The sequence below is a fragment of the Paenibacillus sp. JNUCC-31 genome, assembly GCF_014844075.1.
Classification (GTDB): Bacteria; Bacillota; Bacilli; order Paenibacillales; family Paenibacillaceae; genus Paenibacillus.
Genome location: NZ_CP062165.1, coordinates 7,240,336 through 7,262,255, shown reverse-complemented (window position 1 = coordinate 7,262,255; position 21,920 = coordinate 7,240,336). Strand labels below are relative to the sequence as shown.

Sequence of the window (21,920 nt, the reverse complement as noted above, 5' to 3'; positions counted from 1 at the left end):
TTGGTGGTGCCTGATCGAATCAGTAACACTCCATATTCAATTTATTCAAACGTGATGCTCAGTCCGCATCGGAATGCGACGTCACTCTCTCGATGTGAATCATTAGGTAAACCATCTCATCAGGAGTAATATTGAACTCATGCTGCCGTTCCATAAACTCCTTTATTTTTTGCGCACATTGGAAGCTTGAAGGGTACCTTTCCGACAGCACGTCAAACAAGAAATGCTGATCCTTGAACGATAGTACCTCCCGGTTCATTTGGCGGACGATGAAGTAGCGCAAATGAGTGATGAATCTGGAATAGTTCACAGACTCCTGATCCAGCGCGATGCCGAAATGATGGGACATGATCTCCAGGCAATCATTGATTATTTTAGTGATTTTGATCGTTTGGTTCATGCTGCCAGAATCGAACTGTGAATTCACAAAATGAAGGGCAACGGAGCTTGCTTCGCTAGAAGGCAAGGATACTTGAAAAGCTTCGTTGATTCGTTCCACGGCGTATTCTCCAATGCGGTATTCTGCAGGATACAGATGGCGGATATCCCAATGCAGCGGGTTTCCTACCTCCACGCCGCTATTATAGCGATCCAGGGCAAAGTGAATATGATCAGCGAGCGTTAACAGGATGGAGTCATTCAGCTTTTTTCCAATGATAGTCTGTCCTGCTTCAATGATCTGATCGGTAATATCAATGACGTGCAGCGGTATATCGTTGAAAAACTGCTCCAATCGCTGGTACTTGTCATTCGATCCGATTCTGAACGTTTTCTGAATCTGGTCCCGTTCAATCCACTGCCCCTTTGCTTTTTTGAAGCCAACTCCTGTCCCAATCACAATGACCTCACAGCCTTCGGCGTCTTCCGCCAGGGCGATGTTGTTGTTAAGCGATTTTTTAAACCTCATGATGTTTTCACCCCCCCAATATGCAAAAAGCACCACCATTGTCCAGAACACAAGCTTAAACAAACTTGTGAATTCCAGACTGTGGTGGTGCCTGATCGAATCAGTGACACTCCTTATTAGCTGTATTCTATAACAGCTATGTAATCGTTGTCAATACCATTGTTCTGGAATAGTTATATACTTCTAAATCTCCTGTCTTTATTTGGATTGACATAAAAATTACATCCTATTCTTGAGATCAAAAAGATTAAGAATCTCCTTTTCATTGCCTTCTGTTATTGATGATGCGGGGCATCATAATAATACCGGATCAAGATATCCTGATCGTAGTTACCGAAGCCCTTTCCGAACAGCGTAAGTCCGCCCCGCCCCGGCACTCCTTCTTCCGGACTTAATCCAAAGGTCCAATATGTGGCCTCGTGGAGATCCAGATCATGAATGCGGACATCCGAGATGCGCTGGCCGTCGATGAAGGCACCTTCCCGATTGATACGCAGCACTTTCAGCACACCATATTGGTTGACGTCGGATTTCCACCATTGCGGTGTAAGTCTGCCCTTGCGGTCGCCAAAGTCACCGGGGCTTGTCCAGGTTCCGAGGTGGTGACCATTAAGGGAGAAACGGATGTCCGACGGCCAGTTTTCATTGACTTGCGGAGCCTCTGAGCCAAGCTCCAGTGAGATTTCAATCTCCCTTAGTTCCTGATCTTTATACAGATAATTAGGGATTTTATATTCGAGAAATCCGCGTGCTAACCAGAGTATTCCGGCATGGACCCGGTCCGGGTCCATGAAACAGGCCGGCGTATCATATTGTCCGATCATCCGGGTTGTCGTCGCTATGCCGCAAGTTGGCCACGCTTCGTAATCGGTGTATTGCCCTACCGGAATGGACACCTCGTGGAATGATACATCGTTTAGTTCCGGTGACAGATTAATCATCATGAACTCTTGCAGAATATAACAATATTTATAAGTTCCACCATTCTCCCGCTTCATTCGGCTGCCTACAATCCCGGCCTTTTGCAGCTTGCTTACATGGGTACTTACGATAGCTTTGCTCAGATAAAGCTCTTGGGCAAGCGCATTGATATGCATTTCCCGGTTTTGCAGCAAGAGACGAACGATATTTAACCGTGCTTCGCTTGCAAGCGCCTCATATATAATGAGTGAAGATGCATCCGTACCAAGCATCATTGACTCCATGTCCCTTCTGTTTTTGAATTCGTTATTTAGCAAACCCTATAAAATAAACTTGCTCCTATATTGGCATTATGATACACATTAGATAACAAATCAATATTTTGATTTCGCTTTATGGCGAATTCAATTCGATTTGACAGTTATGTTTAATACAACTAATTAATTCTATGGAGGTTTTTATTTTGCTTACATCCAAGATGCTTATCGATAAAGATTTTCATGTCGCTGAAGTTGATCCGCGGCTTTACGGTTCATTCGTTGAACATCTGGGACGTGCCGTTTATGGTGGCATCTACGATCCGGGTCATCCGACAGCGGATGAACAAGGTTTTCGTCAGGACGCGATTGAAGCCATTAAAGCACTGAACGTACCCATTATCCGTTACCCTGGCGGGAATTTTGTATCCGGTTACAATTGGGAAGACGGTGTTGGCCCGGTAGCAGAACGGAAACGCAGACTTGAGCTTGCCTGGTGGACCATTGAAACCAATGCGGTCGGCACTAACGAATTCGCGGATTGGGCCAAGCTCGTCGGAACCGAAGTCATGATGGCAGTCAACCTTGGTACAAGAGGTATCGACGCGGCAAGAAATCTGGTGGAATATTGCAACCATCCTTCGGGAACTTATTGGAGTGATCTGCGTATCTCTCACGGCTACAAAGACCCGCATAAGTTCAAAACATGGTGCCTGGGTAATGAAATGGACGGACCTTGGCAGATCGGTGCGATGACCGCACATGAGTACGGACGTATTGCCAACGAAACGGCCAAAGCGATGAAATGGGTTGATCCGAATATTGAACTCGTGGCGTGCGGCAGTTCCAGCCGTGGAATGAGTACATTTGCCGATTGGGAAGCGACAGTCCTCGATCTCTCCTACGAGAATGTGGATTACCTGTCCCTGCACGCATACTACAACAATAACAAAGACAACACCTACAATTTCCTGGCTACATCGCTGGATCTGGACCAATTCATCGACAGCGTTGCCTCAATCTGTGATTATGTGCAAGCCAAGAAACGCAGCAAAAAGAAATTGATGCTGTCCCTGGATGAATGGAACGTCTGGAACTCTATTGGTACAAGCCGTATGGAAGAACGCTGGCAGATTGCACCTCCGGAATTTGAAGATGTATACACACACGAAGATGCTTTGGCAGTGGGCTGTTACCTGATTACCCTTCTCAAGCATGCTGACCGTGTAAAAATGGCTTGTCTTGCACAGCTGATCAATGTTATTGCACCAATCATGACCGAAAACAACGGAGCAATCTGGTTCCAGACCACGTATTTCCCGTTTATGCATGCATCCAACTTCGGACGTGGGACTGTGCTTCATTCCATTGTCTCTTCACCAAAATATGATTCCAAAGACTTCACCGATGTGCCTTATCTGGAAGCCATCAGCGTTCATGATGAAGAGAATGGCGTGATCACCATCTTTGCGGTCAATAGACATCTCGACGAAAAGATGGAACTCAATGTAGATCTTCGTTCCTTCGGGGAAACTACCTTCATCGAGCATATTGTACTCGAAAGTCCTGATCTGAAAGCCGTCAACACCAAGTCGAATCCAAATAATGTAGTTCCGCACAACGGCGGACATACGAAGTTGGATCAGGGAAAAGTCCAATCCGTTTTGAACAAAGCATCGTGGAACGTCATTCGACTTAAAACCAAGCAGGCTGGAGTCAAACAGATCAGATAACTGCATTGATACAGCAATGAATTGCCGGAACCATAAGTCTTGCCATCCAATTGGCAAGGCTTTTTTTGACGTATTTGTTTGGCTTTATTTATGTAATCTTTAGTTTTTCTTCAGATTTATACGCATTAATTCCTCATTTTTTTTCATTATGATTTCAATATCGACAAGAGAGGAGGTAAAACAATGATCAGTAATACGATTTTGGAACTGCTTAACCAGTATGGCTATCTGATTTTTTATTTTGCCTTCTCCCTGGGGCCTTTCGGAATACCGATTCCAAACGAGATCACGATTATCAGCGGAGCCATTCTGAGTCACACCGGTGTTATCAACTGCTGGATCACATACTTGTGTATATTATCGGGACTTTTAACGGCCATTACGATTGCTTATTTTGCAGGATCATTATTTGGGCCAAAGTTAAAATGCAGATTTCAACATAATAAGCAATTCATCAAGGCTGAACGGTTATTGGACCAATACGGCAATTGGGCGATGTGTGTCAGTTTGTTTATTCCCATCTTGCGATATGTTCTTCCATTAGTGATTGGTATAAGCAGTGTGCAATTTAGAAAATTTGCTCTTGTTTCCTATTCCAGCGCTTTATTGTGGACCATAACTTATTTTATAGCAGGCACCTATTTGGGATATCCCCTTCTAGCTGCACTTCATTTATTTCAGTTTTAATCCATTTTGACATCATACTTATCCCACGGAGGCAGAAACATGAATTCCAATAAAACGATATTATTTCTAAAAAGCTTTCTTCACAATCCCAAAAATGTAGGTAGTATCATCCCCAGTTCTCGATTTCTAGCCAGCAGAATGGTTGGTCACGCACCATGGCCCGAAGCTAAAGCTGTCGCCGAATTGGGTGCAGGCACCGGGGCCATCACTCAGCGTATTCGTCAACAAGTACAGGATTCAACGAAAGTGTTATTGTTTGAGATGGATGAGATCATGAGAAATAATCTGAAGGGCGCATACCCGAGCTTCTCCTGTTATCCGAATGCTGCTCACTTAGTAGAATCCATGAAGCAAGAAGGCGTTCATCAGCTGGATTTTATTTTTAGCGGATTGCCATTCTTCAATTTTGAGCCTGAATTAAGAAATACCTTGGTAGATCAGGTCTATAAGGCATTGCAACCTGGAGGATTATTCATCGCCTTTCAATATTCACTTCAGATGAAAAAGCTGTTATCTGAACATTTTATAATTGAAACAATTGATTTCGAGCCTTTGAACGTCCCTCCTGCGTTTGTTTATGTCTGTCGCAAAAAGGAAACAATTTAAACATTCTTCGGCTATCGTTTACACTTAGATTAAAGGAGCGTTGATTAATGCATACTGTACTCGTTGTCGATGATGAACCCGATATTCGGGACGTCATCCATGTCTATTTGCGTAACGAAGGATATCACGTCATTGAAGCAGCCAATGGAGAAGAAGCACTGCGTGTCATACAAACAACCCTGATTCACCTCGTAATTCTGGATGTCATGATGCCGATTATGGACGGAATCAAAGCCTGTTTGAAAATAAGAGAAATCTCGTCCACTCCCATTATTATGCTATCTGCCAAGGAAGAGGACATTGACAAAATTACTGGCCTCACAACGGGAGCCGATGATTATATGGTTAAACCGTTCAATCCGTTAGAATTACTGGCTCGTGTTAAGGCTCAACTTCGGCGTCAATCTTTAATTGGAAAAGCAGAATTCAATTCACTCATTTTGATTAGGGACTTGGCGATTGATACAAGTAAACATTCCGTGAAGCTGAAAGAGAACGACATTCCACTAACACCTCTGGAGTTTTCCATTCTGGTTCTACTGTCCAGTCATCCCGGACAAGTATTTAGTTCAGAAAAGATTTACGAAACCGTATGGAAAGAACCCTATGGGTACTCGGATAATACGGTAATGGTCCATATTCGTAATCTGCGGGAGAAGCTGGAAATGAATCCAAGAGAACCACAATATATTAAGACCGTGTGGGGAGTTGGGTATAAAATTGAGTAAACCATTAACCCAATCGAAACAGACGAAAAAAATACAGCTTCATATTCTCAATCGAATGGTGATTAGTTTTATCATTTCAATTGTTGGCTCTGTATTGATCAATAATATCCTTATAACGATTTTTTCGAAAATCAGTGAAGGGCTGGAGTGGCGATGGCTTCTCAACATCTTCCCTTATGTGCTGACACCCATATTTATCTTGATCTTTACGTTTACTTTTTTGATATCTACTCGGAAAATTGTAAGAGATCTGATCTCATTGGAGCAAGGACTTCAGCTCATATCAGAAGGGAACTTGGACTACCGGGTATCCGTTAATCGTCAGGATGAATTGGGGCGAGTCGCGTCCAACATCAATCACATGACTGAACAATTACAACGACAGATTGTGAAGGAACGTGAATTGGAGAAATCCAAGATGGATATGATCACAGGCATTTCACATGATCTGCGTACACCACTGACAAGTATTATTGGCTATATTGAGCTTCTGAGAACAGATTCCTTTCAAGATAAAGCGGAATATACCCGGTTCGTAGAAAACGCGCATAACAAAGCAACACATCTGAAAAAATTGCTGGATGATCTATTCGAATATACACGGCTTACCTCTGCCGATACCCAGTTAAATCTAAAAAGGATTGATTTATTTCAACTTTTGGACCAGTTATTATTTGAATTCGAGCCCTTGGCCCTGGAGAATGGCATTCATATCGAGAAAAATATCGGCGATTATCCGGTCATGGCATTCATGGACAGTGATAAGATTGCACGTGCCATCGATAATCTCCTAATGAACGCCCTCAAATATTCATTGAAGCCAGGAACAATTTACATTCGAATGAACAGGCACCCTGAACATATTACGATTGAGATAGAGAATAAAGGAACACCTCTTACGAAAGAACAGAAAGATAAGCTGTTTGAGCGATTTTATAAGGTTGATTATTCAAGGAGCAGCGAAGGCATACAAACGGGGTCTGGCCTGGGCCTCTCCATCGCGAGGAATATTGCAGAGTTACATCAAGGCAGCTTAACACTTCAGCATATCCATAACGTATTTACGTTTCAGTTAAATTTGCCTTCCCAGGTCCAGTCATACAACAAGGGAGGACATATCAGTGAACCGATCTAAATCATTTCTTTTTCTGCAAGCTTTTCTGAAAAACCCAAAACGAGTGGGTAGTATTCTGCCCAGCTCCAAACTTCTGGCAACAAAAATAATCCAGTCTGTCCGATGGAATGAAATTCAAAAAATCGCAGAGCTTGGTCCCGGAACAGGTGCCGTCACAAGACTCATGTCAGCACATTTACCAGCTTCCGCAACTGATTTTTTGTTTGATAGAGACCAGAGGATGAGAAATGCCTCCTATTTGTTGAAAAGAATATATGAGGAGCAGGTCCAACACCTGGATTGTATTATTGCGGTCCGAAAATATTGAGTGGATACCCTTGAACTTCCCTCCCGTGTATGTGTACACCTGTCGCAAGAGCGGAGATAAAGATGAAGAAAACGAAAAGAGCCCTTATAATTAGCGGCTCAGGATCGGAAGTTAGTATTCTTCAATCTTGGTTTTGTTTTATTCGCTCAGGCTGTTCCAGAAGGACTGGAAGGCACCTTGCTCAACTTTAAGAAATGCCGGTACATTGCCGTAACGAACCAAACCTTCACCAAACAGAAACAATGAAACCTGGGTTTTGTCTTCCAGCGTCAGGTAGATCATCTTGCGATCTTCCTTACTGTAAAGACTTTCTTGTAGTTCAGGGCTCGGTGCGATCGGTTTCGCCTCATATATCGCCGAGATGAAGTTGTTAAGGGATTTGTCTGCCGATAGCGGTCGCATTTGCTGCAATCCGTTGTTCCAGCTGTCAAAGGTCTCCCATTTTGCCGAAGTGATGTGGCCTTCAATATTCAACTTGCCGATCAGGTCAGCACCACTGCTGATTGTCATATCGTTGGTCTTGTCGAACAACTGGGCATACACTTGCCCGTCGATCTCGGTATAGGACATAATGCGAAAATCTGTGCCGTAACCATTTACTGCATAGATATCTGCCTCGCCAATATTGGAAGCCAGTTCCTTGTACTCATCCTGTTTGCTGAACTCATCGATGCCTCCGGTCGTGGTCCCGAGCTTCTCACCGCGCAGGGCAAGTGCATCTGCACCTTCAAGCGATGTAGCCGATTGCGTGTAGACGTTACCCTGATAGACCACCAGTTGCATCATGTCAGCCATGGCACCCTTGCCCTTCGCAACCGGCAATTCGGTCTTCGGAATGACAACCGGATCATACGATCCGTTCGGAGTATTTGTCCCGTTCGTTGCCACTTCTGTCTCAGGTCCTATCGGGTTATTCCATTGCTGCCATACGCTTGGTGCAGCAAGCCCTATGCTTGCAGCTACAACGACGCTTGCTGCGATGTATAGCGGTTTGCGCTGGCGTTTAGGTTGTTGACGCTGTGTATTCAGTCTTTGCTCTACCCGTTTTTTCATTAGATCGTCTGTTTTCATATGATCCACCGCTTTCTTGTACTGTTGTTTGAATCGTTCTTCGTTCATGGGTGCTCCTCCCCTTCAAGCTCCAGTTTTAACAGCTGTCTTCCCCGCTGTAAACGCATCTTTACCGCTGACTCACTAATCTGCAGAATCTCGCTGATGGTTCGGATTGGATAATCTTCGTAGTAATATAGATGAACCACCGCTCTATACTTCACAGGCAATGACAGCACCAGCTCAATCAAAGCCTGATCTTCGGGGTTATCCGTCATGAGCGGCTCTATACCCTCCAGCTTGACTTCCCGTTTGCGCCAGCCTCTGCCTAACAAGGATTTACAATGATTGGTGATTACCCGAATCAACCATGCTTTTTGATGCTCTGCATCGTTGAACGTGGGGGCTTTTTCAATAAGTTTGATGAAGGTATCCTGAGTCGCTTCCTCCGCATCCTCTCGTCTGCCGAGGTGCACCATGGCAATCCGGAACAGCGTATCTGCGTATGTCTCATAGATGTTCATCACATGATTGCCCGGCTTGGGCACTGATCGCTGCATGGTTGTTTTGCCCTCCTTTATATCCTTAACACTTTTACGGACGGCATTTGGTCACATTTTGTTTTATAAAAAATAAAAAGCTATTCCGCAGGACTGTGGATGTCCCCCGAAATAGCTTACTATTCTTTAGTTTGAGTTTTATATCGTGCCTTCACGATTACACTCAAAGACGCTGGTTCTGGTCAAAGCATTTAAGGCTTCATTAATTATTTATTGAAAAATGCACGACCCTAGCCTCCAGACACAAGCAGCACTTGTGATATCCAGACTGTTGTGGGGCTTAATCGAACTGGTGTGAAATGATTACTCCTAATGATACTTTAGTCAAATAGGGTCATAGGTTATTTGGCAAGCCCCATATTAATCAAACTAACATTAGACAACGTAATCGTTGTGTTACCGTCTAAGGCTCCAGCAATGTTACCCATGTCAAACACAATTCGGCTGTTCGTATAGCTTGGCTCCGTTGCTTCGAACGTGTAGGTATACTCCTGTTCCTCTGTGGACAGGTCCACTCGCTCTCCAAAGAATCCGTGCCAAGCGTAGCCTGCTGGAACGTCGACCCAGCCGATGCCAATGCCCATTTTACGTGGTTTATCCGCTTTGGCATTGAAAGTAAGTTTATATTTATAACCCTGTTGCATCCCAAAGCCTTCATTAATGACCTGTCGATCCCACGGATTGTTCCCTGCTTGACCGATCTGGGCTTCGAGCTGCTGGTTCGCTACGTTAATCACAAGATCTTCGGCGTTTCCATCCGCGTGTTTAAACCAGCTTTCGCCACCTTTCGCAAAGTCGCCATTCGGGATCAGATTGACTTGAACAGGCTGTCCCCCTTGTTCTGCGTTCTGATTAACCTCAAATAACAGCACGTTTTGGATAGAAATGTTATGTGGGCCGGCTGCCGGAGAACCCAAGCCAAATGCAAGTACTGCTGCGGCATCTGAGGTATCCCCCATGGTAAATGTATAAGCATACTGCTGTTTGCTATCGGTTAGCTCTACTTCCTGATCCATATACTTTGTGTAATCTCCAGCGTTCTGCGAGATTACGGTTTGCATTTTTTTGGGACTGGATGCCGATGCTTCAAATGTAAGCCGATATGTTTTTCCTGCTCCAAGCTCGATTTGGCTTTGTTGCAGCAAGGCATCCCACCAATTCGTGCTCGTGTCAGGCAAGTCAATCGTCACGCCTGCATTCTCTGAATAGGTGGCTGTCAGAACATTAGGGATCAGCTCCCAATGATTACCGTCTGCTGCAAGTTCTCCATTTTGAACTTTACTCTTTGAAATATCCACCCAGCGAGTATTATAATTTTCACCTTCAAAATTAATATAATATTGCTTTCCTGCTGCTAAGGACACTGCCGGGAAATAGACTGTTTTGTAGGTCTGCCATCCACCTGTATCCCCGAGATTGAGACCAGATTTTGCGACAAAGATCCCTTGTTCGTCTTTGATGCTGAAACGAACGCTCGAATCGCTTTTTCCACTTGCCATACGGGCAGACAGGGCGTAAACGCCGTCGTTCGCTACATCGATCTTGTATTGCAGCAGATCACCTTTATCCATGTAGCTAACATGCTTGCCTCCTTCGTCGGAATTCTCCAGCTGCAAGCCTTGCATATTCCAGGCTTCAGTTGCAGGCACGTGTGCGTAGCCATTGACCGATACAGGTTTGCCGCGTTTCGTCAGACGAACATTGTCTACATAAGCTGTGCCCTTGGAGCTGCCAAACAGTAGTCTAAGATTAGCATTCACGGTGGGCACTCCATCGCCAATCGTGATTTCTCCCGTATACGTCTTCATCTCCTGTCCAAGCTGGAGATTTTGGCCCTGATGCACCTGAACAGAATGTCCTTCCGCGCTGACCAGATCCATGTCCATGCTTCTCGAGGTATCTGCCTTAGCATCAAAGGAAAAGCCATATGTTGTATTCGCCTCAAGCTTCATATCCGGCTGGGTTACCGCAACCTGCTCAGGCTCACCATTCGTATGCGTCACATCAACAACCAGTTGGCGCTCCATAATCGGGAATTTCGAAAAGTTATTTACACTAATCTTGGCTGCAGCACCTTCCAGAATGCTGCTGGACCAGAATCCCAGACGTTCCTTGCCTTGATCGAACGTTCCATTGAAAATGAAGTTACCATCAGGCAATGCTTTACGCTCTGCAATCAACGGATCTGCCTCACCGATCTCGATCAGTCGAACATTGGCAAGCAGAACGGTTTTGTCATCCAGCCCCAAATTAAACTCGAATCTGGCATTATTATCGGAGCCATCCCGCATGTTGAATGTATATTCGTAGGATTGCCAATCTGTCGTGAGTGCAAAGGACTGCTCTCCCGAATAATTCGTCCAGCTTTTTTCAAATTGGGTTAATTTGGAACGTATGGTACGATCTGCAGATGCTTTGGCATCAAACTGTATCTTGTATTTTTTATCCTTCTTAACGTAGATCGGCATCTGTGTGAGCTGAACCGAATAATTCTCAGTTCCGGCGTTCGCAATGCTTACCATCGCTGCTTTACCTTTCTGCTCATTCTCAACAACGGTAACCTCAGCGGCTCCCCCAGCATTTGTAATGAACTGCCATTGAAAAGGGACACCGTTGGAAGCAGAACCTTCCGTAAACTGATCATTGTAGATCTGATTTCCATCGGCTTGTGGTTCACGTTGTGATTCAGGCTCAATTGGATTCGTGGTTACATCAGGCCATTGGTTTAAATTTTTGTATGAGTAGACACGCACAAAATCAACATTCATCGCTTCAGAAGTAAAATCGCTTTCCGGCGATCCCGGCCAGTCTCCTCCAACCGCCAAATTCAGAATCAGATAAAATGGACGATCAAATGGTGCAGGAAAAGTAAAATATTCCGGCTGACCCGCAGCCTTGGTCTGCCAGTTGGTTACTTCATGATGCAGCTTGCCATCGACATAAAAACGAATCATGCCCGGAAGCCACTCTACCTGGAAATCATGATAATCGTCAGCGAAGGATTCTCCTTCGGGGAGCGTGAGGCTGCCCTGATTGTGTCCATGAGAACCATCAGGCTTAACAGCATCATAATGCAATGTGCTGTATACCTTGTTGCTGTTCTCTTTCCCACCGATTAGCTCCATAATGTCAATTTCTCCAGACGCAGGCCATCCTCCATAATGCGCTTCATCTGTCGGCATCATCCATATGGCTGGCCACATGCCCTTTTCTACAGGAAGCTTTGCACGAACAACCACCTTGCCGTAGGTCCAGTCACCTTTCCCCTTGGAAATCATTTTGCCAGAGGTGTAATCTTTACCGTCTTTCTGATCGCGTTTCGCTTCAATTTGCAGCACGCTTCGATTCTGATCCTTTACAATACGTGTATTATCCGGACTGTAATATTGCAATTCGTTGTTATAGACCAATCCCGTATCCTGCACAGTCCATTTGGAAGAATCAACTGCTGACCCGTTGAATTCATCATTCCACACAAGATCCCATTGATCATGGGGGATCGTTGTTGCAGGAATCGGCTTTTCACCGGACGGATTACTTGGTGTTGATGGTGTAGTTGGGGGTTGCCCACTCGGAGCTGATTGCGTTGGGGTATTTCCTGCATTCGTTGAATCACCAGGCTGAGAGGAAGCGGATTGTTTCTCTTCTCCCGTCATGGATGTGCGCAATCCTGATTTTACTTTCTCGCCATTGATCACAACATCGCTCGCATCCACACTTAGATTTTTAATTTTACCCTTAGTGTCAATCCGAGTTTGATTCGCTTCCTGTAGAACGGTCAGGGAATCGATCAAGTTATTTGCAGATAGTTCTATGATCGCTTTCTGCTTTACGATCATCTCCTGTATGTTGCTTCCTTCCGCAACGGCGATTCTGACAGGTTCCCCGCGTTTGTCAATGACGATGCGATTCAGCTTGGAGTTGGTGATGTCGATCGAATGACTGCCACCACCTTTAACGATGACGCTTCCAGTTACAGTTACCCCCTGGAGCACAACTGAGCCATCGCCAATTCCCTCCGCAAGCAGCAGATTCCCATTTACAACCGTATTTTTCAAGTTAATATTGGATGCCCGTACAATCAAGTTGCCATCCACCTGGGACTCATATGTACCAGGTGAAGCTTCGACATTTGCGATCATGGCGGACAACAGCCGTGCCGTTTCTGCGCGAGTTATCGGGGATTTGGGATTTAATTTGCCTTGGTATCCTTTCATAATATGTTCACTCGCCAAATAAGTAAGCGCTTTCCTAGCGTAACCGGAAACATTATCCGCATCATCAAAGTTCAATAGTTCGCTTTCCTTTTCGGTACCCGTCGAAAGCTGAAAAGCGCGATCCACCATGACCGCTGCATCCTGCCGGGTTATAGGTTCTTCTGGAGAAAGATGCTCAGGATCAGTTCCCTGTATAATTCCGGAAGCGTTTGCACGTGTTAACGCGTCATAATACCAAGCTTCTGTTGCCATGTCTGCAAATGAATTGGACGGTCCGCCTGCAAAGCCAAAAACCCGATCCAGAATCGAAACAAATTCAGCCCGGCTAATCACCTGATTTGGCTTGAACGTACCGTCTGTGTACCCTTGCAGTAAAGCCAACTCTTGCATCCGCATAACAGCGGATTGTGACCAGTGACCCGTGAGGTCTTTATACGGAACAGAGGATTGCAGGCTTTTCGCCTGCAAGTCCCCCGTCCCCACTTGTCCCTGTAAACGTTCTGCTCCAGCGAATGATGGCAAAACGAGTGAAGCCACTAAACACCCTGCAACCATACTTGCTAATCCTCTTCTCATCTTACATCCTCCCTTAGCTCTGTTGGTGGTGCTTGCTGTTCTACTCTTTAACTGCCCCAATAACGATTCCTTTGACAAAAAAGCGTTGCAGAAATGGATAGACAAGCAGGATCGGAAGTGCACCGATAAAAATCTGTGCTGCGCGTACCGTCCGCTGCGAGATATTCTCCAGCATAGAAGGGTCCACATTGATTTTGCTGAGATCCTGCTGAACAATGATCGTCTGGAGCAGGGAAGCAAGTGGATAATTTTTAATATCAGACATGTAGATCATGCCGTCGAACCAGGAATTCCACTGATATACCATGGTAAACAAGGAAAGCGTAGCGATTGCCGGAAGCGATAATGGAACGTATACCAGAATCAATGTTTTGATATGGCCTGCTCCATCCAAATAGGCGGCTTCTTCAAGCTCTTTGGGCAATCCCCGGAAGAAATTCATCATGAGAATGACGTTCCATACCGACAGAGCTCCCGGCAGAATAAGCGCCCAGATCGTATTCATTAAACCCAGCTTCTGTATCAGAATATAACTGGGAATCAATCCACCGCTGAACAAAATGGTAAAAACAAAAAACCAGGTGTACAATGAACGCCCTTTGAAACTGATATCTTCCTTAGACAATGGAAAAGCTGTAATCAGCATGATGACCATACCGATGACGGTAGCAATTACTGTCCGCTTGACAGATACGAGAAGGGAGTTAATAAAGTTCGAATTTCCGAACGTTTTTACATAAGCGTCGGTTGTAAAACCAATGGGCCAGAAGCTGACCAGATTGGAGGACGCGGGCGCCATACTGCTGAATGAAACAGCTAATATATGAATGATAGGCAAAATGCAGAGTAATGATAAAATACCAAGAAACGTGTAGTTAACATTGCTGAATATTCGATATCCTCTAGTTTTGTAATACAAGCCCTTTTCTCCTCTCTAAAAAACTCGATAATTGGCCAGTTTGTAAGCCATTCTATACGATACGACAATCAGAATTGTAGCGACAACCGATTTAAACAATCCTACTGCTGTGGCAAAACTCATTTTTCCGTTTAAAATCCCCAGTCGATATACAAAGGTATCAATGATGTCCCCTTTGTCATAAACGAGTGGATTATACAGATTGAATACCTGATCAAAGCCGGCATTCAGAATATTGCCGATGGAAAGTGTCATCAGTACAATCGTAATTGGCATCAATGCCGGAATCGTAATATGCAGCGTTTGTTTGAACCGATTGGCCCCATCGACTTCGGCCGCTTCATAAAGCGCAGGATTGATCCCTGATAGAGAAGCCAGGAACACAATTGTCCCGAAACCAAATTCCTTCCAGACGTCACTGACAATGAGTGTGATCCGGAACCATGTTCCATCTCCAAGGAAGAAGATAGGCTCCCCTCCAAATGCAACGACCAGCTGGTTAACCATGCCCCCTTGCGGTGACAGAATATCGAGCAAAATTCCACCGAGGATAACCCATGATAGAAAATGCGGCAGATATACAAGCGTCTGACTCACTCTTTTAAAAGCAACCAGACGTACTTCGTTTAATAAAATGGCAAACAAAAAAGGAGCAAGAAGCCCTGCAACAATTTTAAAAAAAGCAATGACCAGTGTATTCCAGATCACTTGACCTACATCGGGATATAAAAACAAATATTTAAAATTATCCCATCCTACCCATTTAGACTCTGAAAATCCAAGGTAAGGCTTAAAATCTTGGAAAGCAATCACAATGCCACCCATCGGTATGTACTGAAACACCAGTGCCAGCAATACAGCCGGAACGAGCATCATATGCAAGGTCCAGTTCCTTTGCATGTTCCAGCGCTGCTTCACCCTGGTAGAACGCCGCTTGTGAGTCGTTTCTAAAGTATGTTCCTTCACCCCTACATCCCCCATGTCTATAAATTTGTATTTTACAAGTCATCGTGAACTTGTATATTAAAATTATAGCAATCGAAATTTGCAATCTATATCCTAATATTGCAACAACGATATCACTATTTTAATGAGATTGAGGAGGTTTCACTTTGCTCAGCCGTTTGAATGTATTTACCAAAATAACGTTGTTATTTGTGATGCTGCTTATTCTGGTGCTGTTTCTCTACACCTACTCGAACAGAGAAAGTGTGCGAGTTATTGAACATGAAATCCAGAACAACACCATGAATCATCTATCAACGTTTGCCGACTCTGTAGAATCCAACATTTACCAATTGTCTCTCTACGGAATGTCGATCGGACAGGATTCCAGCATTCAGGAATATCAGCGTCCGGACTATAAAGATGTTCCTTATGAGCGTGTCAAAGTAGGGAGTGCCATTCTGGAGAAGATGAATCTGTATAATGCAGCAAGTAAATGGCATTCGACCATTACCCTCTACTTCCCCCGAATGAAAAAAGTGATATCAACCGATTATTATACTTACATTCCATACAGTGATAATGAATTTACAGAACCGCTGTCGCAATCCTGGACCTATGCCGACAATCATTTTATCTGGCACACGACTGATCCGACGACTGCGATGGCCAAACCTGATAAAGCGAAATTAATTACCAAAATCAGTTTTCCGGTTCACCATTTAGTATCTCTGCTCAATCAAAACAAACTAAATAACAAAGGTGATCCATTCATGTTTCATCCTGATTATGGCTTAATCAGCAACAGCTCCGGAATGGATACACTGAAAGCTATCCAGTCCTCGTTGAAAGATACAAAGTTGCAGGCCAATGGAGGATTCACAACCACACTGAATCAAACGGAGTATTATGTCTCGTACATACAATCCAAAAGCCTCGGCTGGTATTATGTAGACTATGTGCCGATGCAGCAAATCCTGAGGCCAATTACAAGCAGTCGAAATCTCTTCTATGCATCCATTGCTGTTCTGATTGTGATGAGCGTTATAGTTCTGTATACACTCTATCGAAGTGTGCAGCTCCCTCTTCTCCAACTTGTAAGAGGAACGAACCGCTTATCCACCGGGGACTTTTCCGTTCGCCTGAAGTACACGGCCCGCAACGAATTCAGCCTACTGTTTGCCCGTTTCAACATCATGGCGCAGCGAGTTCAGGAGCTGATTGAAAATGTATACGAGGAGAAATTAAGAAGTAGAGAAGCTACGCTAAAACAGCTGCAATCCCAGATCAATCCCCATTTCCTGTATAACTGCCTGTTTTATATCAAAAATATGGCGAGGATGAAAAATGAAAAAGCTGTAGTTGCCATGGCACTTAATCTGGGAGAATATTATCGATACATAACTAGGTCTGAAAAAGACCTGGCAACCATTCGTGAAGAATTGACCATGGTCAAAAATTATCTGGAGATTCAGTCTCTTAGACTGGAGCGAATGCATTTTACAATTGACGTGCCCCATGCTATTTTAGATAAAACAGTGCCCAGATTGACACTTCAGCCTATCATTGAAAACGCTATTATTCATGGTCTTGAGCCCCGGTCCGAGGATGGCGAGATCAGAATCTATGCCGACTGCAAGGACGATATGTATACCATTACCGTGGAAGACAGTGGACTTGGCATGACGGATGAACAGTTGGATCAACTGAAATCGGATCTGCTTAAACCGCTGGATGAGGATATGGGCTGCGGTACATGGAATGTACATCAGCGATTGTCCTTTATGTATGGTGAGGCGGCAGGACTGGCCTATAATCACTCTTCATTAGGTGGCGTTAAAGTCAATATCATATGGCACGAGAATACAGATAAGTAGGTGAACTCCCTTGCTGCAATTATTGCTTGTGGATGATGAACGTTCAGTTGTGGAGACGCTAGCCGAAACGATTCCGTGGGAAAGCTGCGGGATCGGCACCGTCCATGAAGCATTATCCGGAGCGGTGGCGCTCGAAATCATGGAAAATCACGACATTGACATTGTTATCACAGATATACGCATGCCCGAGATGTCAGGTATTGCACTTATTACAGCCATCCACGAAAAATGGCCGCATGTGCAGACTATTCTATTATCCGGTCACGCTGATTTTGAATATGCGAAGCAGGCGATTGCTCAGGAAAGTTTTGATTATTTGCTGAAGCCTGTTAGTGATGAAGATCTCATCGAATCGGTCCAGCGCGTCGTCAACCGAATCAAGGAAAAATGGGAATCGGCTGCTTCTTACCAAAGGGCCTTGCACGTCTTTCAGGATAATTTGCCATTGCTGAGATCCACGATGCTGCATGAGCTGCTGACAGGGAAAATCTATGATCAGAAGACGCTGTCAGAGAAGCTTGATTTGCTGGAACTACCCTATTCCGTCGGGGAGGATCTGGGTATGCTGGTCATTCGCATGGAGGAACATCTGTCCGAGATGGCACAGAGCGACCTTGCTTTGATGGAATATGCCATTTGTAATATCATCAGCGAAGTCATGCAGGGTCATTTTCATATTTGGCATACACGGGATGTTCACGATTACATTGTTGTCCTGGTCACGATGAAGCCTGCAAGCAAGATGAGCCTTAAGAAGGACGAGAAGCCTCAAACGTTGCTTGAGCATTATGCGGCTCAGATTCAAACGAATGTGCAGTCGTATTTGAAGGGTGCAATCTCCATTTCCGTGTCCAACTGGGGGGAATTCCCTTATGAAATAGAAGAGATTTATGAACGTGCGGTTATGTCGATGCGCAAACGGATGGGACAGACTCAGGGTTTGTTCGTGACAGCTTCAGATGAAACCGATATCCATCCTCTTCCTGCCATCAGATCCCTATATAAGCCGCCAACGTTAATAAGCCTGTTGGAAGCAGGCCGTTTTGAGGATATCGAGCAGAAAATCGAAATTATTTTTGAGGAACTCCTGCATTCGGGCGAACAGCATGATATCGCAGAGTCAACGATTGAGGTGTATTATGCTTTGGCTGGTGCGTTTGCTTACATCATTCATAAAAATGGCAAGCAAATATCTTCTGTACTGCCGATGGAATCCTATCGCTACTTTCAAGCTCCCAACTACTCTACCGCACAGCAATTGCAGGAATGGTCCATCCGTACACTACATTACATACGTGATGACGCTGATCAAGAGCTGAAGGACAACCACAGCACCATTGTTCGCAGCGTTAAAAGTTTTGTGGATTTGCATTTGGCATCAGACGTGTCGCTGCCAGCAATTGCCGACCACGTGCATCTGCATCCTGTATACTTGTCCAAGGTGTATAAGGCGGAGACTGGAGAAGCACTTACTGCATATGTCTATCGATTAAGAATGGAAAAGGCAGCATATTATTTACGTACGTCCACAACAAAGGTTTTTGAGATCGCCGAACTGGTCGGTTACAACAATACCGCCTATTTCATCCGTGTATTCAAAAAATTCTATGATGTTACTCCACAAGAATATCGGGAAAAACTGCCTGTATAAATGAACCGGCCTTTGTTTCAAAGCTTAGTTTCTGGCCTTCTTCCCTCTTTTCCCCGTATTCCATTTGTTCAAAAAAGCATTGCAGGAGAATTTCTCCCGCAATGCTTTTTTTGATATTGGAGCCGCAATAATATATTCATCGGCCTACCCATTGTTATTTTCCGCTTTTCACGGATTGGTACCATTCGTTTACTTCTTTGGTGATTTGGTCCCCGCCAGATGATTTCCACTTTTCTACAAATGAATCAAACGCATCAACAGAGGTTTTGCCATAGATGATTTGGGAGAAGGTGTCTTTTTCCATCTTCGTTAAAATGTCATTGTTCATTTGCATGGTCATCGTAGGTGCGCCTGTAAACATCTGATTGAAAACGATATCCTTTTGATCCAGAACCACCTTGGCTGCATCAAGCATAGGTGTCGGTACGCCAGATTTGATTTTTCTTTCAAAAGGCGTCGTTGGAGCTTCACCGCTTGCGAGCTTCGCCAATGTGGTCATGCTCAGACTTGGAATCCGCGCACCGTCAAAGGTCAATGTGTATTTCTCGGGAGCAATACCGCCTGTAAGGCTTGCATCGGTTGATGGTTTTCCGTCCACCATAACCCAATCGTATCCTTCGGCAAATCCGAATTCGAACTCATCACCCTCTTTGGGATTAGCATAATGATCAAAGAGTTCGTTCTGATAAGTGAAAAAGACTTCCGGATTCTTCATGTCTTTGTTGATGAGCACTACGCCATTTCCATTTGATGTACCGTGTCTGCCTGCCTGACCGTCAGGACCGGAAGGAATAGGATAAGCCTTGTATTCCGCGTTTGGATTGTTTTTCTTCACGTCTTCCAGCGGCCAAGACGGCATCCAGTGAGGGCCAACCACAATCCCTGCCTTGCCAGCAGTGAATTCTTCTGCAGCCTTCGTCTCATCATATACGCCTGCTTCCTCCGGTATGTAGCCTTTGCCCATCCAGCTTTGCAATCTTTCCAGGGCCTGTTTTGCTCCTGGTGTCACGGAACCGTATTCCAGAGTTCCTTCTTTCGTCAGATTCCATTGGTTTGGCATCGTTCCATATGCGCCAAAGACCCATCCGGCTTCAGACATCCATGTGTTCAGCCAGTTTTTGAAGCCGATGGTCAGTCCATACGTATCCTTCTTTCCGTTTCCATCCGGGTCCTGATTCGTAAACGTTTCCATGACTACTTCAAGCTCATCCAAAGTTTGGGGGGCTTTCAGATTGAATTTCTTCAGCCAATCTTCACGAATCCACATTACAGGGTCACCGTTATAGGCATAATCCAGAATAGGAATACCAATTCGTTTGCCATCCTGCATATATGGATACCATACCGAAGGGTCTTCATTTACAGCATTTTTCCATGTATCGCTAGCATACGTATCAAATAACTCGCCTGCATCCACAAACTTTCCGGATTCAATCAATTCACGCACCAGATTGAATTCACCACGATACGAGATAATATCGGGCATCTCCGCATTGGATGCAAGGGACAGACGCAGCTTGGTCTCGAAGGCATTGTTGGTGGATGGAGATATCCACTGATTTTTCAGCTCGATTCCCAGCTTTTCCTTGGCCCATTTGGTATGAACGTTGTTATCCTGGTCTTCGCCTGGTTTGAATTTGACGTCTGGCCCCCAAGGCCGCAAATAGCTAATCGTTACCGGAGGTTCATATTTCCCGTCTTTCAGCTCCAACGCTTTGGCTGGAATGGTCTGTTCTGCCTCTTTACTCCCCCCATTGCTGCTGCAACCACTCAAGAGTGCTGACAGGGACAATACACCTACCAATACCAGGCTGCCTATTCGTCTCTTTTTACTTGTGTCCAACTCAATTCCCCCAGTCTATGTAATGTTGCTTTACAGATTAATAATAATGAAGGAATGATATTTATGCCCATACTAATTTTGCAACATTTATTGCACTAATTTAGGATATTGGAAATTGAATACCTATATTAAATAAATGCAACTATGGGCTGTCACAAAACAAAAGCAGCCGTTAAACGGCTGCTTGCGATGGCTGTATATTAATTAATTGCTCGTATATTTAACCCAGTCGTATTCTGCATACAATGGATTCGCTCCGTTGTATGGACCTAACCAGCTATCTACCCCTGTTCCATTCCATACGTTCATCATGATTTTACCAGGTGTCTTCGGGATATTACTGGTTGCGGTGTGCTTCAATACGCCATCAACGTACCACTTGATATGCCCTGCCTGCCAGTCGAAAGCATAGGTGTGGAACCCTTGTGATGCATCAAAGCCGAGATTAATAATCTTCTCATGATTACCAACCCCGTTTGTATAATAATTAAACTGGACTTTCGTTGTGTCTTTTCCCAAAAATTCAATATCAATCTCATCCCATTGTGTGCCATGAGCAGGCCCGGTGTACGTAAAAAAGGAGGAGACTACGCCGGTGTTCTTGGCAGGTTTCATGCTGACTTCGTACAAGCCGTACCCATAATTATTGGTGGAGCGATATTCCCCGCAATCAAATTTGTTGAAAGAAGAACTGGTCAAGCCCAGCTTGAGTTTGCCATCACTTGTGAAATTAACATTGTTGGCCCTCCAGGTGCAGTTAAACATTCCTCCGTTAGAGTAACCATCTGCCTTTTGCCACGTACTTGAGTTGAAGTAGCTTAACGGTTCCCAGAACACATACCCTGCGAAAGCGCTTACCGAAAAGAACAAAGCAACAATACCCGTTACCACCAATGTGTACCAAGACTTCCTTTTCATCATACACCTCCATGAATGATTCCAACCATGTAAGAGTTGAGGCAAGTGATTCGCCGTAGAACCGGTAAATTCTCTTGCCATAA

16 protein-coding genes are annotated in these 21,920 nt (G+C 44.6%); 7 read left to right on the top strand and 9 right to left on the bottom strand.

Annotation, left to right across the window (positions count from 1 at the left end):
• Positions 1–58 precede the first annotated feature (58 nt).
• Both licT and JNUCC31_RS31795 read right to left on the bottom strand, forming a co-directional pair.
• Positions 59–907, bottom strand: a complete 849-nt coding sequence (gene licT, locus JNUCC31_RS31800; protein WP_192267266.1) for a BglG family transcription antiterminator LicT — start codon at positions 905–907, stop codon at positions 59–61.
• A 275-nt stretch (positions 908–1,182) separates the two neighbouring features.
• The gene (locus tag JNUCC31_RS31795; RefSeq protein WP_192273511.1) at positions 1,183–2,103 is read right to left on the bottom strand and encodes an ArsR/SmtB family transcription factor; all 921 of its coding nucleotides are present in this window, start codon (positions 2,101–2,103) and stop codon (positions 1,183–1,185) included.
• A 203-nt stretch (positions 2,104–2,306) separates the two neighbouring features.
• Here JNUCC31_RS31795 and arfA point away from each other — a divergent pair, with 203 nt between their 5' ends.
• The 5 genes from arfA (at position 2,307) to JNUCC31_RS31770 (ending at position 6,974) form a co-directional block, all read left to right on the top strand.
• A complete protein-coding gene (arfA, locus tag JNUCC31_RS31790) occupies positions 2,307–3,818 on the top strand; it encodes an arabinosylfuranosidase ArfA (RefSeq protein ID WP_416234474.1) in 1,512 nt (503 codons plus the stop codon).
• A 183-nt stretch (positions 3,819–4,001) separates the two neighbouring features.
• Entirely contained in the window at positions 4,002–4,505 is a 504-nt protein-coding gene (locus JNUCC31_RS31785; RefSeq protein ID WP_192267265.1) for a DedA family protein, read from the top strand.
• A 39-nt stretch (positions 4,506–4,544) separates the two neighbouring features.
• A complete protein-coding gene (locus tag JNUCC31_RS31780; RefSeq protein WP_192267264.1) occupies positions 4,545–5,111 on the top strand; it encodes a class I SAM-dependent methyltransferase in 567 nt (188 codons plus the stop codon).
• A gap of 47 nt (positions 5,112–5,158) precedes the next feature.
• Entirely contained in the window at positions 5,159–5,839 is a 681-nt protein-coding gene (locus tag JNUCC31_RS31775; RefSeq protein ID WP_192267263.1) for a response regulator transcription factor, read from the top strand.
• A complete protein-coding gene (locus JNUCC31_RS31770) occupies positions 5,832–6,974 on the top strand; it encodes a sensor histidine kinase (RefSeq protein ID WP_192267262.1) in 1,143 nt (380 codons plus the stop codon). Before JNUCC31_RS31775 ends, JNUCC31_RS31770 begins: the two co-directional genes overlap by 8 nt.
• 445 nt (positions 6,975–7,419) lie before the next feature.
• Here JNUCC31_RS31770 and JNUCC31_RS31765 read toward each other — a convergent pair whose 3' ends face one another.
• The 5 genes from JNUCC31_RS31765 to JNUCC31_RS31745 form a co-directional block, all read right to left on the bottom strand.
• Positions 7,420–8,400 carry a hypothetical protein gene (locus JNUCC31_RS31765; RefSeq protein ID WP_192267261.1) on the bottom strand — a complete coding sequence of 327 codons (981 nt, stop codon included), beginning with the start codon at positions 8,398–8,400 and terminating at the stop codon, positions 7,420–7,422.
• On the bottom strand, positions 8,397–8,891 hold the full coding sequence (locus tag JNUCC31_RS31760) for an RNA polymerase sigma factor (RefSeq protein WP_192267260.1): 495 nt from the start codon (positions 8,889–8,891) through the stop codon (positions 8,397–8,399). Before JNUCC31_RS31760 ends, JNUCC31_RS31765 begins: the two co-directional genes overlap by 4 nt.
• Positions 8,892–9,232: 341 nt before the next feature.
• Entirely contained in the window at positions 9,233–13,684 is a 4,452-nt protein-coding gene (locus JNUCC31_RS31755) for a carbohydrate binding domain-containing protein (RefSeq protein ID WP_192267259.1), read from the bottom strand.
• Between the two features lie 40 nt (positions 13,685–13,724).
• Positions 13,725–14,603 (bottom strand): carbohydrate ABC transporter permease, encoded by an 879-nt coding sequence (locus JNUCC31_RS31750; RefSeq protein WP_192267258.1) that lies wholly within the window; start codon positions 14,601–14,603, stop codon positions 13,725–13,727.
• Between the two features lie 15 nt (positions 14,604–14,618).
• Positions 14,619–15,503 carry an ABC transporter permease gene (locus JNUCC31_RS31745; RefSeq protein WP_228469802.1) on the bottom strand — a complete coding sequence of 295 codons (885 nt, stop codon included), beginning with the start codon at positions 15,501–15,503 and terminating at the stop codon, positions 14,619–14,621.
• A 212-nt stretch (positions 15,504–15,715) separates the two neighbouring features.
• Between JNUCC31_RS31745 and JNUCC31_RS31740 the strand changes: the two genes are divergently transcribed.
• Positions 15,716–17,425 (top strand): sensor histidine kinase, encoded by a 1,710-nt coding sequence (locus JNUCC31_RS31740; RefSeq protein ID WP_192267256.1) that lies wholly within the window; start codon positions 15,716–15,718, stop codon positions 17,423–17,425.
• A 10-nt stretch (positions 17,426–17,435) separates the two neighbouring features.
• On the top strand, positions 17,436–19,076 hold the full coding sequence (locus tag JNUCC31_RS31735) for a response regulator (RefSeq protein ID WP_192267255.1): 1,641 nt from the start codon (positions 17,436–17,438) through the stop codon (positions 19,074–19,076).
• Between the two features lie 154 nt (positions 19,077–19,230).
• On the opposite strand, the gene JNUCC31_RS31730 is transcribed toward JNUCC31_RS31735, so the two are convergent.
• Positions 19,231–20,919, bottom strand: coding sequence for an extracellular solute-binding protein (locus tag JNUCC31_RS31730; protein WP_192267254.1), 1,689 nt, complete (start codon positions 20,917–20,919; stop codon positions 19,231–19,233).
• Positions 20,920–21,123: 204 nt separating this feature from the next.
• A complete protein-coding gene (gene bglS, locus JNUCC31_RS31725) occupies positions 21,124–21,837 on the bottom strand; it encodes a beta-glucanase (protein ID WP_192273507.1) in 714 nt (237 codons plus the stop codon).
• Between the last annotated feature and the right edge of the window lie 83 nt (positions 21,838–21,920).

Coding starts and splice junctions, on each gene's coding strand:
- JNUCC31_RS31775 (WP_192267263.1), top strand. CDS start 5,159: ATGCATACTGTACTCGTTGTCGATGATGAACCCGATATTCGGGACGTC.
- arfA (WP_416234474.1), top strand. CDS start 2,307: ATGCTTATCGATAAAGATTTTCATGTCGCTGAAGTTGATCCGCGGCTT.
- JNUCC31_RS31745 (WP_228469802.1), bottom strand. CDS start 15,503: ATGCAAAGGAACTGGACCTTGCATATGATGCTCGTTCCGGCTGTATTG.
- JNUCC31_RS31765 (WP_192267261.1), bottom strand. CDS start 8,400: ATGAACGAAGAACGATTCAAACAACAGTACAAGAAAGCGGTGGATCAT.
- licT (WP_192267266.1), bottom strand. CDS start 907: ATGAGGTTTAAAAAATCGCTTAACAACAACATCGCCCTGGCGGAAGAC.
- JNUCC31_RS31795 (WP_192273511.1), bottom strand. CDS start 2,103: ATGATGCTTGGTACGGATGCATCTTCACTCATTATATATGAGGCGCTT.
- JNUCC31_RS31780 (WP_192267264.1), top strand. CDS start 4,545: ATGAATTCCAATAAAACGATATTATTTCTAAAAAGCTTTCTTCACAAT.
- JNUCC31_RS31755 (WP_192267259.1), bottom strand. CDS start 13,684: ATGAGAAGAGGATTAGCAAGTATGGTTGCAGGGTGTTTAGTGGCTTCA.
- JNUCC31_RS31760 (WP_192267260.1), bottom strand. CDS start 8,891: ATGCAGCGATCAGTGCCCAAGCCGGGCAATCATGTGATGAACATCTAT.
- bglS (WP_192273507.1), bottom strand. CDS start 21,837: ATGAAAAGGAAGTCTTGGTACACATTGGTGGTAACGGGTATTGTTGCT.
- JNUCC31_RS31785 (WP_192267265.1), top strand. CDS start 4,002: ATGATCAGTAATACGATTTTGGAACTGCTTAACCAGTATGGCTATCTG.